General features: G+C 68.3%; 13 protein-coding genes and 1 tRNA gene. 2 read left to right on the top strand and 12 right to left on the bottom strand.

What is annotated here, in order from left to right; all coding sequences use genetic code 11:
- Positions 1-6: 6 nt before the first annotated feature.
- From H613_RS0111975 to H613_RS0111965, 3 genes are all read right to left on the bottom strand, one after another.
- Complete coding sequence (locus tag H613_RS0111975) at positions 7-840, bottom strand: carbohydrate ABC transporter permease (RefSeq protein ID WP_026923979.1); 834 nt, start codon at positions 838-840, stop codon at positions 7-9.
- Positions 841-1683: an ABC transporter permease subunit gene (locus H613_RS0111970; RefSeq protein WP_035737919.1), complete on the bottom strand. Its 843-nt coding sequence runs from the start codon at positions 1681-1683 to the stop codon at positions 841-843.
- Between the two features lie 104 nt (positions 1684-1787).
- Entirely contained in the window at positions 1788-3086 is a 1299-nt protein-coding gene (locus tag H613_RS0111965) for an ABC transporter substrate-binding protein (RefSeq protein ID WP_026923977.1), read from the bottom strand.
- A gap of 238 nt (positions 3087-3324) precedes the next feature.
- On the opposite strand from H613_RS0111965, the gene H613_RS0111960 reads away from it, so the two are divergent.
- Together H613_RS0111960 and H613_RS31415 are read left to right on the top strand one after the other, a co-directional pair.
- Entirely contained in the window at positions 3325-4365 is a 1041-nt protein-coding gene (locus tag H613_RS0111960; protein WP_026923976.1) for a LacI family DNA-binding transcriptional regulator, read from the top strand.
- A 249-nt stretch (positions 4366-4614) separates the two neighbouring features.
- A complete protein-coding gene (locus tag H613_RS31415) occupies positions 4615-7260 on the top strand; it encodes a rhamnogalacturonan lyase family protein (protein ID WP_211234792.1) in 2646 nt (881 codons plus the stop codon).
- A 179-nt stretch (positions 7261-7439) separates the two neighbouring features.
- Here H613_RS31415 and H613_RS0111950 read toward each other — a convergent pair.
- The 9 genes from H613_RS0111950 to H613_RS0111910 all read right to left on the bottom strand — a co-directional run bounded on the left by H613_RS0111950 (position 7440) and on the right by H613_RS0111910 (position 14822).
- A tRNA-Met gene (locus tag H613_RS0111950) sits at positions 7440-7516 on the bottom strand.
- A gap of 130 nt (positions 7517-7646) precedes the next feature.
- The gene (gene era / locus H613_RS0111945; protein WP_026923975.1) at positions 7647-8546 is read right to left on the bottom strand and encodes a GTPase Era; all 900 of its coding nucleotides are present in this window, start codon (positions 8544-8546) and stop codon (positions 7647-7649) included.
- Positions 8539-8877 (bottom strand): cytidine deaminase-like protein, encoded by a 339-nt coding sequence (locus tag H613_RS26150; RefSeq protein WP_035737849.1) that lies wholly within the window; start codon positions 8875-8877, stop codon positions 8539-8541. Before H613_RS26150 ends, era begins: the two co-directional genes overlap by 8 nt.
- On the bottom strand, positions 8870-10186 hold the full coding sequence (locus tag H613_RS0111935) for a hemolysin family protein (protein WP_026923974.1): 1317 nt from the start codon (positions 10184-10186) through the stop codon (positions 8870-8872). The genes H613_RS26150 and H613_RS0111935 overlap by 8 nt, the downstream gene beginning before the upstream one ends.
- A 6-nt stretch (positions 10187-10192) precedes the next feature.
- Positions 10193-10672 (bottom strand): rRNA maturation RNase YbeY, encoded by a 480-nt coding sequence (gene ybeY / locus H613_RS0111930; RefSeq protein WP_026923973.1) that lies wholly within the window; start codon positions 10670-10672, stop codon positions 10193-10195.
- Complete coding sequence (locus tag H613_RS0111925; protein ID WP_245598543.1) at positions 10650-12695, bottom strand: PhoH family protein; 2046 nt, start codon at positions 12693-12695, stop codon at positions 10650-10652. Before H613_RS0111925 ends, ybeY begins: the two co-directional genes overlap by 23 nt.
- A 208-nt stretch (positions 12696-12903) precedes the next feature.
- Positions 12904-13257: an HIT domain-containing protein gene (locus H613_RS0111920; RefSeq protein ID WP_026923971.1), complete on the bottom strand. Its 354-nt coding sequence runs from the start codon at positions 13255-13257 to the stop codon at positions 12904-12906.
- A gap of 53 nt (positions 13258-13310) precedes the next feature.
- A complete protein-coding gene (locus H613_RS0111915) occupies positions 13311-14018 on the bottom strand; it encodes a flagellar basal body-associated FliL family protein (protein ID WP_026923970.1) in 708 nt (235 codons plus the stop codon).
- 81 nt (positions 14019-14099) lie between these two features.
- The gene (locus H613_RS0111910) at positions 14100-14822 is read right to left on the bottom strand and encodes a 16S rRNA (uracil(1498)-N(3))-methyltransferase (protein WP_026923969.1); all 723 of its coding nucleotides are present in this window, start codon (positions 14820-14822) and stop codon (positions 14100-14102) included.
- Between the last annotated feature and the right edge of the window lie 4 nt (positions 14823-14826).

Genomic DNA, 14826 nt, shown 5'->3' with positions numbered 1-14826 from the left:
CCTTCGTTACTTGCCGATTCCGGCGGTCAGGCCGGAAACGAGTTGGCGCCGGGCGACGATGTAGGCCGCCAGCATCGGCAGCACCGACAGCACGACCGCCGCGAGCACGGCGGGCACGTCGACGCCGAACTGCCCCTGGAAGCTCCACAGTGACAGCGGGATGACGCGGGTGGAGGAGCTCTGGGTCAGCACCAGCGGGAACAGGAACCCGTTCCACACCTGCAATGCCTGGTAGACCCCGACCGTCGCCAGTGCGGGCCGCGAGAGCGGCACGACCAGGCGCACGAGGATCCGCCATTCGGTGGCGCCGTCCATGCGCATGGACTCGAACAGCGATTCGGGGATCTCCCGCAGGAAGTTGGTCAGGATCAGCAGCGTCAGCGGGATGGCGAACGCGATCGACGGCAGGATGAGCGCGGCGAGCGTGTCGTAGAGCCCGAGCTGCACGATCAGGTAGTACACCGGGATGATCGCGGCCTGGATCGGGATGGCGATGCCCAGCAGCGCGACGCGGAACAGGTTGCGGCCGAACCAGTCGCGGCTGCGCACCACCACGTAGGCGGCCATGAGCGACACGGCGAGGCTCACGGCCACGGACACGGCGGTGACGACGACGCTGTTGAGGAAGAAGCGGACGAAGTCGTTCTCCAGCACCCGGTTGTAGGCGTCGAGCGTGGCGTTCGACGGCCACGACAGCGGGTTCTCCGCGTAGTAGTCCTCCTGCGGGCGCAGGCTCGTGACGAAGATGTAGTAGATCGGCACGATGATGATCGCCAGCCAGATCCAGGCGCCGATGGCGCCGAGGACGTTGGGCCGGGAGTCGTTGGTTTGCTTGGTCATCTATGCCTCCGACCGGCTGTCCATGCGGCTCGCGCCGGTGATCCTGTTGAGCCCGAGCGAGACGGCGAGCCCGACGACGACGAGGACGAGCGCGAGGACGCTGGCCTTGCCCATCTCGTAGGAGCGGAACCCGGTCAGGTACATGTCGAGCGGCAGCACGCGCGTGGCGTTGCCGGGGCCGCCGCCGGTGAGCACGAAGATGAGATCGAAGTAGGTCAGCGACCCGACGGTCATCAGCGTCGTGGAGGTGACGATGGTGTACTTCAGCATCGGCAGCGTGATGTGGAAGAACTGGGCCACCGGCCCGGCCCCGTCCATGCGCGAGGCCTCGTAGAGCTCCCTGGGGATCTGCCGGGTCCCGGCCTGGTAGATCAGGGTGTGGAACGGGATGAAGCACCAGCCGATCACGAACACCACGACGTACAGGGCCAGGTCGGGGTCGCCGAGCCAGTTCTGGGAGAGCCACTCGGCGTCCAGGGCGGTCCCGGCCCCGAAGTTGGGGTCGAGCAGCGCGGTGAACGTGATGGCCACCGCGGCGGAGCTGAACAGCAGCGGCAGGAAGAACAGCGTGGCCAACAGGGCCCGATAGCGCTGGGCCCCGGCGAGGAAGACGCCGAGGAGCAGGCTGACCGGCGCCTGGAACAGCACGCACAGGACCGTCAGCTTGACCGTCAGCCACAGCGCGTTGCGCGAGACCGGGTCGGCGGCGGCGGCCTTCCAGTTGTCGAACCCGGCCCAGCTGATCTCGCCGAGGCCGTCCCAGTGGACCAGCGACAGCGCGGCGACGCCGAACAGCGGGACGATCGCGAAGAAGCCGAACAGGATGAGCGCCGGGGCGGCCATCCACTTGCTCGGCCCGGGCGGGCGGACGCCGCGTCGGCGTCCGCCCGCCCGGAGGGTCGAGGTCTCGCCCTCGAAGACGCCTGCGGAGTCGTCAATTGGCACAGTCACAGGGTGGCGTCCATCGCCGCGCAGAACTCCTCGGCGGTCTGCTCGCCGAGGAAGAGCGTGCTCAGGTTGTTGAGCAGCTCTTGGGCCTGGTCGGCGGGCAGCGCCTGGTCCCAGGAGAGCTGGAAGTTGGCCGCGTCGCGCACCATCTCGTAGTTGAGGGTGAGGAACTCGGCGTTGTCGGCCGCCGCGATCTTGTCCTCGATGCCGACCACGGGCGGGACGGCGCCGATGGACAGGAGCGATTCGATGTGCTCGTCGTCGTAGATCGCCTCGGACAGGTAGTCGGTGGCGGTCTGCTGGTCCTCTTCGGCGGCGTCGGCCGAGACGGACCAGAAGTTGGCCGGGTTGCCGACGATGCTGCTCGGGTCGCCCTTGCCGTCCTCGACGACCGGGAAGGTCGAGAAGAGCAGGCCGCCCTTCGCGACGAGGTCCGGCGCGTTGGTGAGGAACTCGGGGTAGATCCAGGAGCCCTGGAGGATCATGCCGGCCTTGTTGGTGGAGACCAGGGCGTGGTCGGCTCCGGCGTCGGCGACGACGGACGCGAAGCTGTCGCCGAAGGCCCCGGCGTCGACCAGTTCGGTGATCATCTGGGCGGCGCGGAGCATGTCCGGGTGGGACCAGGCTCCGGCCTCGCCGGCGATGACGCGGTTGAAGCACTCGGCGCCGCCGACGCGGTCGGACAGGTACTCGATCCACATCAGCTCGGGCCAGACGCTCTGCCCGGCGAGGGCGATCGGGATGACGTCGGATCCCTTGAGGGCCTCGATGGAGGCCAGGAGCTCGCTCCACGTGGTCGGCTGCTGCGTCCCGGCCGCTTCGAGCACGTCGTTGTTGTAGTACATGACGATCGGCTGCGACTGGTTGTTCGGGACGGCGTAGACCTTGTCGTCGATCGTGCCGGTGGCGGCCACCGACGGCAGGACGCGGTCCATCAGGGCGGCGGTGTCCTCGGTGAGGTCGACGACGGAGTCGTTCGCGACGTACTCGGCCAGCGTGGCGCCCGCCCAGCCGAAGATCAGCGTGGGGGCGTTGCCGGAGCCGACCGCGGTGCGGATCTTCTCCTTGTAGGCGTCGTTGGCGAAGTACTCCGCGGTGATCTCGTTGTCGGGGTTGTCGGCGTTCCACGCTTCGAACGAGGCGCGCATGGCCTCTTCGGCGCCGCCGGTCAGACCCCACGCGGTGGCGCCGTCGCCACTGGGGCCGCCCGGCTCGTTGCCGCAGGCGCTCGCGGCGGCGACGATCGGGGCCGACGCGCCGAGCGCCAGAAGGGTACGGCGGCGAGTTCCAAGCTTCATTGCTCGAGTCCTTTCTGCGTCTCCGGCCGCCTCGGCCGGGGACTCAACTCTTCGAAACAGTTTCGCACTTGTTTCCTAGGGTTTCGAACGTACGCGCAGTTCACCGGTGCGTCAAGTCACAAGATCATAAACAGCGACACCGTACCAGGTCACTTTCAACGGACCCGTGCCTCGCACGAGAGAAACTATTTCGTAAAGTGGCTAGAATGGTGGCCCTACAGATGACGAGGTGTGCCCGATGACCAGACCGGCCAATCCGCGAGCGACGCTCGCCGCCGTCGCCGAACGCGCGGGGGTCTCGAAGGCCACCGCCTCCAAAGTGCTCAACGGCCGGCCCGGCGTCTCCGAGGAGACCAGGCAGCAGGTGCAGCAGGCGATCGCCGAGCTCGGCTACGCCCCGAGCACCGGCCCGCGGGACCCGGTCGCGCGCGGCGCGGTCCACGTCGTGTTCGACACGATCATCAACATGTACTCCCTGTACGTCCTCGACGGCGTCATCAGCGGCGGGGCCGATCTCGGCGTCGACGTGGTCACCAGCGCCCTGTCCTCCGGCGGCGTGGTGCCCGACAAGTCGCTGGGCGTCGGCCTGATCAAGGACATCGCCGCCCGCGGCCACACCGGCCTGATCGTGGTCACGACCCAGCTGACCGGCGAGGAGATCGCCCTGTGCGAGCAGCTCGGGCTGGCATTGGTGGTCATCGACCCGGTCAACCCGCTCGACGACCGCGTCACCAGCGTCGGGGCCACCAACTGGGCCGGAGGCGTGCAGGCCACCCGGCACCTGCTCGACCTCGGCCACCGGCGGATCGGCTTCGTCGGCGGGACCGAGGGCTCCGTGCCGGGCCGCGAGCGCCTCCATGGCTACCGCGAGGCCCTGGAGGCCGCCGGGATCGCCCGCGATCCGGCGCTGGCGCACCACGGCGACTTCGTGGCCGAGACCGGCGCCCAGGGCGCCGAGCACCTCCTGTCGATGGACGAGCCGCCCACGGCGATCTTCGCGGCCAGCGACTCGATCGCCATGGGCGTCATACGGGTCGCCAAGCACCGCGGGCTGCGCGTCCCCGAGGACCTCAGCGTCATCGGCTTCGACGACACGTACGGCGCGATGTGGACCGAGCCCGCGCTGACCACGGTGCGCCAGCCGCTGCGCCAGATGGGCCGCGTCGCCGCGCGCACCGTCCTCGAACTCGCCTCGGGCGGGCGGCCCGACTCGCACCACGTGCAGCTGGCGACGAGCCTGGTGGTGCGCGAGTCCACCACGGCGCCGCGCGTCCCATAGCGGCGAGGACGCCCTCATCCCGGTGCGCGGACGGGGGCGTCCCCAGATATATAAATATGTAAATATAACCTGCATGATACCGGAGTATTGCCGCCCGCACAGGCCGTGTGTATACTGAATGAACCAATTGAATCGATTCAGTTCGATATTTCGATGAAAACGCATCGTGTCTCCCCGGCATGCCCACGATGCGTTTTCCCTCCCTGCCCCGGCAGGGATCACCCTCTGATTTCGACACGCGGAGTGATCATGCGTATACCAAAGAACCGGCGGCTTCGAAGCCTGTCGGTCGTCACGGCGGCGGGCCTGGTGGCCGCCGCCGTACCCTTCGCCATAACCACGGCCGCCCACGCGGCCACCGGCTGCGAGGTCACCTACACGGTCCTCAACGAGTGGCCCGGCGGCTACACCGCCGGCGTCGAGGCGACGAACCTCGGCGACCCGGTCTCCTCATGGACCATCGAGTGGGACTTCGCAGACGGCCAGCAGGTGACCAACTACTGGAACGCCGACATCAGCCAGTCCGGCACCTCGGTGAGCGCCTCGGACGCCGGATACAACGGCAGCCTCGACAGCGGCGCCACCATCGCGTTCGGCTTCAACGGCACCTACACATCGTCGAACCCGGTGCCGGACTCGTTCACCTTCAACGGCGTCGACTGCGACGGTTCCAGCGACGACGAGCCGACCGACGACGACCCCACTTCGGACGACCCCACCGACGAGCCCGGACAGGGCGGCGGCCGGTTCGAGGCTGAGGGTTCCTCGGCTGACTGCGATGGCACGATCGACAGCAATCACGCGGGCTATTCCGGGACCGGGTTCTGCAACTCGGAGAACGCGACAGGCGCGACCCTCTCGTTCACGATCGAGACCGACAGCGCGGCCACGGCAGAACTCGAAGTGGGCTTCGCCAACGGCGGCACGAGCAACCGAAGCGCGAACGTGTCGGTGAACGGATCCTCGGCCGGCTCGCTCACGCTCGCGCCCACCGGCGCATGGACGACCTGGGACACCGAGACGATCACCGTGGGCCTGGCCGCGGGCACCAACACCGTCACCCTGGCCGCCACGAGCAGCGACGGGCTGGCGAACATCGACTACCTCGACTCCCCGATCGGCACCCCGCCCGACGACGGCGGCGACGACGGTGATGATGATGGTGACGACGGCGGACAGCAGGGCGGCAACGGCCGATACGAGGTCGAAGCGCTCACCCGCGGGGTCACCGTCGTGCCCTCAGGTGGCGGCAACCTCGTCTCCTGGCGGCTGTTGGGCACCGACAACGAGAACACCGCGTTCAACGTCTACCGCAACGGCACCAAGCTGAACGCCTCCCCGATCACGGGGGCGACGAACTACCTCGACAACGGTGGAGACGGCGAGTACACCGTCGCGGCCGTCAACGACGGCACCGAAGGCACCCGGTCGGGCGCCGAGGTCGAGTTCAACTCCAGCGGCTACATCGACATCCCGATCGACCGGCCCGGTAGCAACTACGCGGCCAACGACGCCAGCGTCGGCGACCTGGACGGCGACGGCGACTACGAATACATCGTCAAGTGGTACCCCGACAACGCCAAGGACAACTCCCAATCCGGCGTCACCGACAACACCCTCATCGACGCCTACACCCTCGATGGCGACCGGCTCTGGCGCATCGACCTAGGCCGCAACATCCGCTCCGGCGCCCACTACACCCAATTCCAGGTCTACGACTACGACGGCGACGGCGACGCCGAGATCGCCATGAAAACCGCCGACGCCACCCGCGACGGCCAAGGCCACGTCATCGGCGACGCGAACGCCGACTACCGCAACTCCGGGGGCTACATCCTCTCGGGCCCCGAATATTTGACGATCTTCGACGGCCGCACCGGCGCCGAGGTCGACACCGTCGACTACCAGCCGCCCCGCGGCAACGTCGGCTCCTGGGGCGATGACTACGGCAACCGCGTCGACCGCTTCCTCGCCGGCACCGCCTACCTCGACGGCGCCACACCCTCGATGATCTTCGCCCGCGGCTACTACACCCGCGCGGTGATCTGGGCCGTCGACTTCGACGGCCAAAACCTCTCCACCCGCTGGATCTTCGACTCCGACGACGAAGGCCGCCAATACGAGGGCCAAGGCGCCCACGCCCTCTCCATCGCCGATCTGAACGGCGACGGCCGCCAAGACATCATCTACGGCGCCATGGCCATCGGCTCGGACGGCAACGCGCTCTACAACACCGGCTTCGGCCACGGCGACGCCCTCCACGTCGGCGACCTCGTCCCGAACCGGTCCGGGCAGGAAGTGTTCATGGTCCACGAGGACGGCAGCAAGCCGTCCTCCAGCCTGAACGACGGGGACGGGTCGATCCTGTTCCAGACCAGCCCCGACGGCGACAACGGCCGCGGCGTCGGCGCCAACGTCACCGCAGGCAACTACGGCGCCGAGTTCTGGTCCTCCAACGTCTCGGGCCTGCGCAACGCCTCAGGGAACAACATCGGCGCCAAACCCAGCTCGACGAACTTCGTGATCTGGTGGGACGGCGACGGCGAGCGCGAGCTCCTGGACGGCACCCACATCGACGACTACGACAACGGGCGACTGTTGACCGGCTCGAACGTCGCCTCCAACAACGGCACCAAAGCCAACCCGTCACTGACCGCCGACCTGTTCGGCGACTGGCGAGAAGAAGTCATCTGGCGCACCAGCGACTCCTCCGCCCTGCGCATCTACGCCACACCATACGAGACCGACCTGCGCATCGCCACATTGATGCACGACATCCAGTACCGCGTCGCAGTCGCCTGGCAGAACACCGCCTACAACCAGCCACCGCACCAGAGCTTCTACATCGGCTCAGAGGTCAACGACTACCCCTGGCCCGACATCCACACCCCGTAGCAACCCGACGCGTTCGAGTGCCTTCGTTGCCGGGGCACCACCGGACGCCCGACAGCGGCGAGGCGGACCTCCACAGGCCCGTCTCGCCGCTCTTTCATGCGGTTCTCGGGTGAATGGACCCAGACACGGAAAAACCCGGCTTCCTCTTTCGAGGAAACCGGGTCTCACCTGGTATTTCTTGGTAGCGGGAGGCGGATTTGAACCACCGACCTCCAGGTTATGAGCCTGGCGAGCTACCGAGCTGCTCTATCCCGCGTCGATGTATTAAGCGTACACGACGTTGGAATGGGGCTGCAAGGGAGGGTTCGGTGAGGGCCGTCACTACGCATTTATGAGCGTTTCTGCGCAAACGATGCGCACAAGTGAGCCATATTCGACCACGGGCGTCAGAAACCGAGGCGTTCGAGCATCTTCGGGTCCCGCTGCCAGTCCTTCGCGACGCGGACGTGCAGGTCCAGATAGACCCGGCTGTCGAGGAGCTGCGCGATGCCCTTGCGGGCCTTCGTGCCCACGCGCTTGAGGCGCTCCCCGCGCTTGCCGATGATGATGCCCTTCTGGCTGGAGCGCTCGACGTAGATCTCCGCCCAGACCTTCTTGCGCGGCCCGCCGTCGCTCTCCTCGTCCTCGATGTCCTCGATCACCACGGCGATCGAGTGCGGCAGCTCGTCGCGGACGCCCTCGAGCGCGGCCTCGCGGATGAGCTCGGCCATCATGACCCGCTCGGGCTCCTCGGTGACCATCCCGTCCGGGTACAGCTGCGGCGAGACCGGCAGGTGCCCCGACAGCACGTCCACGAGCGCCTCCAGGTTCTCCCCGGTCCTCGCCGAGACCGGCACGACGTCGGCGAAGTCGGCCAGCTCGGCCACGTTCGCCAGGTGCCGCACCAGATGGTCCTTGCTCACCAGGTCGATCTTGGTCACCACGGCCACGACCTTCGCCCGCAGCGACTGGATCTCGTTGGCGATGAACTTGTCGCCGGGCCCCGGCTTCTCGTTGGCCGGCAGGCACAGCCCGATGACGTCGACCTCGGACCACGTCTGGCGCACCAGGTCGTTGAGCCGCTCCCCCAGCAGCGTCCGGGGCCGGTGCAGACCGGGCGTGTCGACGAGGATCAGCTGCGAGGCGGGCCGGTGCAGGATCGCGCGGACGACGTGCCGCGTGGTCTGCGGCCGGTTGGAGGTGATCGCGATCTTCTGGCCCATGATCGCGTTCGTCAGCGTCGACTTCCCGGCGTTCGGGCGGCCCACGAAGCAGGCGAAGCCCGCGTGGAACTCGTTGTCAGACAAGGCGGGTCACCTCTTTGCGGACCATCGAGTAGACGACCACGTCCGCGGCGATGTCGCGCGCGGCCCTGATGCCGTCCTCGTCGCCCTCGGCGCCGAAGACCACGGCCGCCTCGAGCGTCTCGGCCCCGGCGGCGAACGCCTGCGCCACGGCCGCCTGCAGGGCCGTCAGGCGCAGCGACGGCAGGTCCACCGCGGCCGAGGCGTAGGTGCGGCCGATGCCGTCGCGGACAGCGGCGCCGGTGGCCTGCTGGACCCGCCCGGCCGCCCCTCGGGCGAGCGTGACGAGTTTCGCGTCCTCGGCGTCGAGGGCGTCGACGGTCAGGTCAGACATTGATGCTGTGCCTCTCATCGTTCGTGGGAGTCGCATCGGACTGGGTGGTGTCGTCGGCTTCGGGCAGCCGGCTGACGCGCACCGTCTCGATGCGGTTGCGGCGGCCAACGGTACCCTCCGCCGTCAGTTCGAGCCCGGCCAGGACGGCCCGGTCGCCCGCGAGCGGGACCTTCCCCAGCTCGTGGGCGAGCAGCCCGGTGACGGTGTCGACGTCGACCTCGGGCAGCTCGATGCCGAACAGCTCGGCGAGGTCGGCCACCGAGAGCCTCGCGGTGACCCGCGCCGAGCGGTCGTCGAGCCAGGCGACCGGCGGCAGCTCGTCGTCGTACTCGTCGGTGATCTCGCCGACGATCTCCTCGAGGATGTCCTCGATGGTGACCAGCCCGGCGGTGCCGCCGTACTCGTCGACGACCATGGCGATGTGGATGCGGGCGGTCTGCATCTCCCGCAGCAGGTCGTCGACCGGTTTGGAGTCGGGCACGAACGAGACCGAGCGCATCACCTCGGCCACCGGCGGGTTCTCGTCGTCGCCCAGGCGCGCGAGGTCCTTGAGGTAGGCGACGCCCCGGACGTCGTCGAGGTCCTCCCCGACCACCGGGATCCGCGAGAAGCCCGAGCGCAGCGCCACCTGCTTGGCCCCCTCGGAGGTCAGCTCCGCCGAGACCCACACCATCGCGGTGCGCGGCACCATGACCTCGCGGGCGACCGTGTCGCCGAGCGCGAAGACCGACTCGATCATGTCGCGCTCGTCGTGGTCGACCGTGCCCGAGGCCTCGGCGGCGTCGACCATCTCGCGGATCTCGATCTGGGAGGTCGCGAAGGGGCCCTCGCGGAAGCCGCGGCCGGGCGTGACCGCGTTGCCGACGAGGATGAGCAGCCGCGCGAGCGGGCCGAGCGCGGTGCCGAGCAGGTAGACCGGCCCGGCGCTGGCCAGCGCGATCGGATAGGCGTGCTGCCTGCCGAGGGTGCGTGGGCCGACCCCGATCACCACGAACGAGACGATGGTCATGAGCACCGCGGTGAGGCCGACGGCGAGCCAGAAGGCGTCCCAGGCGTGGAAGGCGACGACGGCGACCAGCGCTATCGCGGTGGCCTCGCAGGCGACGCGCAGCAGGATCAGCAGGTTCAGGTGCTTGGGCAGGTCCTCGGTGATGCGGACCAGGGCCGCGGCGCCGCGGCGGTGCTGCTCGGCGAGCTCGGCCGAGCGGGCGGGCGAGACGGTGGTGAGCGCCGAGTCGACCATGGCGGCCAGTCCGGCGACGAATATGAGTGCGACGGCTGTGGCCAGCAGGGTGTAGGCGAAGCCCATCGGGTCCTAACTCTCCGCGCTCTGGGGGGCCGGGCGTTTGCCGCGCCAGGCGTCGAGCAGCCGGTTCTGGAGGCCGAACATCTCCTTGGCCTGGTCGGGTTCGGCGTGGTCGTATCCGAGGATGTGGAGCACTCCGTGGACGGTGAGCATGTGGAGCTCGTCGGCGGTGGAGTGGCCGGCGTCCTTGGCCTGGGACGCGGCGACGTCGGGCGAGAGCACGAGGTCGCCGAGGATCGGCGTGGTCGGCTCTACCGAGTCGGGCTTGGGCGGCATGGCGTCGTCCATGGGGAACGACAGGACGTCGGTGGGGCCGGTGCCGCTCATCCAGCGGCGGTTGAGCTCGGTCATGTGCTCGAGGTCGACGATCAGGACCGAGAGCTCGGCGAGCGGGTTGATGCCCATCTCGGTGAGCGCGAAACCGGCGACGGCGGTGATGCCGCCCTCGTCGACCTCGTGCCCGGACTCATTGATGATCTCGATGCCCACTGCTTCCCCGATGCCCTTTCCCGGGATCGCCGCGCCGGGCGTCCCACTTCTCGTAGGCGTTCACGATATCGCTGACCAGCTGGTGCCTGACGACGTCCTGCGCCGAGAGGCTCGCGAAGTACACGTCGTCGACGCCTTCGAGGATCTCGCGCACGACCCGCAGCCCCGAGCGGGTGCTGCCGGGAAGGTCGACCTGCGTGATGTCGCCGGTGACGACGATCTGTGACCCGAAGCCGAGCCGCGTGAGGAACATCTTCATCTGCTCGGGCGTGGTGTTCTGCGCCTCATCGAGAATGATAAATGCGTCGTTCAGCGTGTTGTGCGTGACGAGGTAATCCTCCGTCACATACAGGGAGTCCTCGGCGGCGACTTGGATGCACACCGCCTCGGCTCCTCCGGCGGGCTCGATGCTGTCGATGAACCGCATCGGACGGCCTCCGCCCCCGCTCGCCTTGTACTTGTCGAGTTTCCGCTGCAGACGGAACGGCTCGATGCCTTCGGGGAGACGGATGTCGATGACGTGCGCGTCCTTGCGATATGGAACGTCACGTCCATTGGCACGCCCCGGCTTGCGGCCTTCAGCAGCACGACGACGGCTGTAAGCAATACCGCCGAGCGACTGCACCAGCTCGATCACATCATCGCGCAGCAGGATCGAGGTAGTCGTGTACTGGATCCGGCATGTCCGGTCCGCTTGAGTCACCGGGCCGCCATCTGAATCGAACAGGCCCTGCAGCAGCGCGAGGCGGATCTCCGCACTGTTGCGGAGGTAATCCTCTGGTACGCACTTCGAAGACGACCTTCCTCCCCACAGTTCGAGCTGTCGGAGCGCGGCAGTCACCGGATTCGCAATCGTGGTCACTTCGCCTGGGGAAGTAATCCGGTTGAGGACATAGTCGGGTCCTCCGCGATGCCGCGCCTTGACGCCCGGCAGAGCCCCTTCGAGGGCGGTGACCAGCTCAGGGTCCTCGGTGGCGAAGGAAGGTGTGGTCGACCCCGTCATACATCCGTCGCCCAGCAGCAGGCCGAGCGCGTAGGGATCCATCGGCACTTCGCGGACCGGGTACTGGACCGGTTCACTCAGCAGCGGCAATTCGTACCGCCGGTGGTGGTTCGCCCGCAGGTTGCCGATCATTTCGCGCGTTTCGAGCACCCTGTAGGGCTTGCCGCGTCGCTTGTCATCACGGGTCGTGACCGACCAGAGGTGGTCGCCGCTGCACAGCACCGAAGCGCCGTCCTGGGTGGTGAGCCGGTAGATGTCTTTGACACCCTGCGGGTAGACGCCCAGCACCGGCGTCGGTTTCCCATCCGAGCCGATAACAAGGTCACCGACTTCGAGTTTCCCGATCGGATGCCACCCATCGGGAGTTAGTACATTAGTTTCAATTGGGAGCGCCCTACCCCGCATGTACGCCAGAGGCGCGACCTCGATGGTGCCGGACTCCATGAGCTTGGGGATGGAGCCGGGGTCGATCATGTCGTGCAGGGCGTCGTAGAGCGGGCGCAGGTAGGGGTCGATCTTCTCGCCGAGCGTGCCGGGCAGGAAGCCGAGCTTCTCGCCGGCCTCGACGGCGGGCCGGGTCAGGATGATCCGGGTGACCTCCTTGGCCTGGAGGGCCTGCACGGCCTTGGCCATGGCCAGGTAGGTCTTGCCGGTGCCGGCCGGGCCGATGCCGAAGACGATGGTGTGCTGGTCGATGGCCTCGACGTAGCGCTTCTGGCCGAGGGTCTTGGGCCGGATCGTCTTGCCGCGCCTGGAGACGATGTTGTGCGTGAGCACGTCCACCGGCCGCTCGGAGGGAGCGGCCCGCAGCATGTTCTCGGTGCGCCTGATGATGTCGGGATCGACGTTCTCGCCGTTCTCGATCAAGGCGAGCAGCTCCTTCACGAGTCGTTCGGTCGCGTGGGCCTCGCCGTTGACGCCGGTGATGGTGATGGTGTCGCCGCGGACGTGGAGGTCGACGCCGGGGCTGCGGCGTTCGATGTAGCGGAGGTTCTCGTCCGCGCGGCCGAGCAGGGCCATGAGCGCCCGCTGGTCGGCGACGGTGATCGTCGAGGTGATCTGGCCGGTTGGCGTTGAGCGGTCGGTCATAGGCTTCGCCCTGGCGGGCTGTTCGCCACCTGCTTCCCATAGGAGTTGCACTGCGGCCGCTTCGGCCGCTCGATCATGCCTCAATGGTAGTTCCTGCTCAGGGCCCGAGACAACGTGAAATCGGCCCCGCGCGGAGGTTTCAGGCGGAGAGCATCGGACCGAGCGGTCTGCCCCCGAACACGTGGAAGTGGACGTGGGACACCTCTTGTCCGGCGTTGGGGCCGGAGTTGGCGAGCAGGCGCCAGCCGGAGTCAGCGACGCCCTCGGCATCGGCGACGCCCGCGGCCGCGGCGAGGACCTCGGCGGCGAGTCCGGGGTCGGCGCCGGTCAGTTCGGCGACGTTCGCGTAGTGGTCCTTGGGGATGACGAGCACGTGCGTCGGCGCGTGGGGGTTGATGTCGCGGAAGGCGAGCACCCGTTCGGTCTCGAGCACCTTCGTCGAGGGGAGGTCGCCGCCGACGATCTTGCAGAACAGGCAGTCCGGGTCGTTCATGCGCTCGATCCTAATGGCCGGGCGCGGGCGGGGGCCTCGTCCCCGCCGCGGGTCTACGCGAACTTCATGTCCGCCCAGGCGAGGGTGGCGGTGTTCTCGAGGCTGCCGCTGCCGATGTAGTCGGTGGCGCGCACCTGCACTTCGAACTGGACGCGCTGGACGCCGGTGAGGTCGACGTCGATCTCGGCGACTTCACCGAAGGCGATCACCTGCGAGAACAGCGGAGCGTCGCCTTTGGGGACGCTGTGGACGAGGAATTCGGCGGTCATGGTGGTGTCGGCGGACCGGTCGTCGAATCCGGCCGTGCCGGTGACCCGCTCGGTGCCGTCGGGGACGAGGAAGTCGACGTGCCCGACCGGCAGTTCGTCCTCTTCGCTGTGGTAGGGGACGCAAGAGAAACCGTTCCAGTACTCCTCGCCGTCGAGCTGCATGCCGTCGTCGGTCCATTCGCCGTAGAACGGGCCGTCGATGCACGGCGCGGTGTCGACGGCGTCGGCCAGGTCGAGGTAGCCGCCTGCCGAGGCGGGCTCGCCGCCGGTGGTCGGCGTCGGCTCGGCCGATGGGCTCGCGGGCGCTTCGACCGCAGGGGTCTCGGAGGCCTCGCTGGAGCTTTCCGCCTGATCGCCGGACTGCTCCTCCTTGTCGTCGCCGGAGGCGATGGCAGTGACCACGAAGGCGCCTATGGCGAGCAGGCTCGCGATGATGCCGAGTATCACGTTGTAGCGGTTGAGCCAGCGGTCGGTGCGCTCGGATGCGTTCACGGAGTCCCCATGGGAGAGAGGTGGATGGGCAGTCCAGATCGTACCGAATCCGCAGTGGATCGGCAGTCCGCCGAACGGCTGCTACCAGCGGCCGAGTCGGGCCTGGAGGACCGCCAGGGCGGCGGGTCCGGCCGTGGAGGTGCGCAGGACGGTCTCGCCCAATCGGATCGGCTCGCCGAATTCGCGCAGGGCGTCGAGTTCGGCCGGGCTGATGGACCCTTCGGGGCCGATGACGACGGCGATCTCGCCGGTGCCCGCGAGTTCGACTGTGGACAGCGGCTGCACGGCCTCCTCGTGGAGGACGAGGACCTGGGCCGCCTCGCGCAGGCGCGCGATGAGCTGCTTGGTGGTGTGGAGTTCGGCGACGCGCGCGAGGTGGGCGCGGCGGGCCTGCTTGGTGGCCTCGCGGGCGGTGGCGGCCCATTTGGCGCGGGCCTTGTCGCCGCGCGAGCCCTTCCACTGGGTGATGGACCGCGCTGCGGCCCATGGGATCACTTCGTCGACACCGATCTCGGTGAGCATCTGCACGGCGCGCTCGCCGCGGTCGCCCTTGGGCAACGCCTGGACGACGGTCAGTTTCGGGTCGGGCGCGGGTGCAGTGCGCCGTTCGACGATCGCGAGCGTGAGGCTGCCGCGCTCGGCTCCGGTGACTTCGGCGCGCGCGAGGCCGCCGGAGCCGTCCGAGAGCGTCAGCGTCTCACCGGGCCCGAGGCGCTGCACGTCGGCGGCGTGGTGCCCTTCGGGGCCGTCGAGCGTGAACGCATCGCCGCCGGGCAGCGCCTCGACGAGGAAGACCGGGTCCACGGCG

The organism is Glycomyces arizonensis DSM 44726, assembly GCF_000482705.1.
Lineage (GTDB): Bacteria > Actinomycetota > Actinomycetes > Mycobacteriales > Micromonosporaceae > Glycomyces > Glycomyces arizonensis.
The sequence above is the reverse complement of the archived record's forward strand: the minus strand, read 5'-3'. Positions and strand labels throughout refer to the sequence as shown.

Excerpts from the sequence above, each read along its gene's own strand:
- H613_RS0111975 (WP_026923979.1), bottom strand. The coding sequence starts at position 840 with ATGACCAAGCAAACCAACGACTCCCGGCCCAACGTCCTCGGCGCCATC.
- H613_RS0111970 (WP_035737919.1), bottom strand. The coding sequence starts at position 1,683 with ATGGCCGCCCCGGCGCTCATCCTGTTCGGCTTCTTCGCGATCGTCCCG.
- H613_RS0111965 (WP_026923977.1), bottom strand. The coding sequence starts at position 3,086 with ATGAAGCTTGGAACTCGCCGCCGTACCCTTCTGGCGCTCGGCGCGTCG.
- H613_RS0111960 (WP_026923976.1), top strand. The coding sequence starts at position 3,325 with ATGACCAGACCGGCCAATCCGCGAGCGACGCTCGCCGCCGTCGCCGAA.
- H613_RS31415 (WP_211234792.1), top strand. The coding sequence starts at position 4,615 with ATGCGTATACCAAAGAACCGGCGGCTTCGAAGCCTGTCGGTCGTCACG.
- H613_RS26150 (WP_035737849.1), bottom strand. The coding sequence starts at position 8,877 with ATGTCTGACCTGACCGTCGACGCCCTCGACGCCGAGGACGCGAAACTC.
- H613_RS0111935 (WP_026923974.1), bottom strand. The coding sequence starts at position 10,186 with ATGGGCTTCGCCTACACCCTGCTGGCCACAGCCGTCGCACTCATATTC.
- H613_RS0111925 (WP_245598543.1), bottom strand. The coding sequence starts at position 12,695 with ATGGCCCTGCTCGGCCGCGCGGACGAGAACCTCCGCTACATCGAACGC.
- H613_RS0111920 (WP_026923971.1), bottom strand. The coding sequence starts at position 13,257 with ATGAACGACCCGGACTGCCTGTTCTGCAAGATCGTCGGCGGCGACCTC.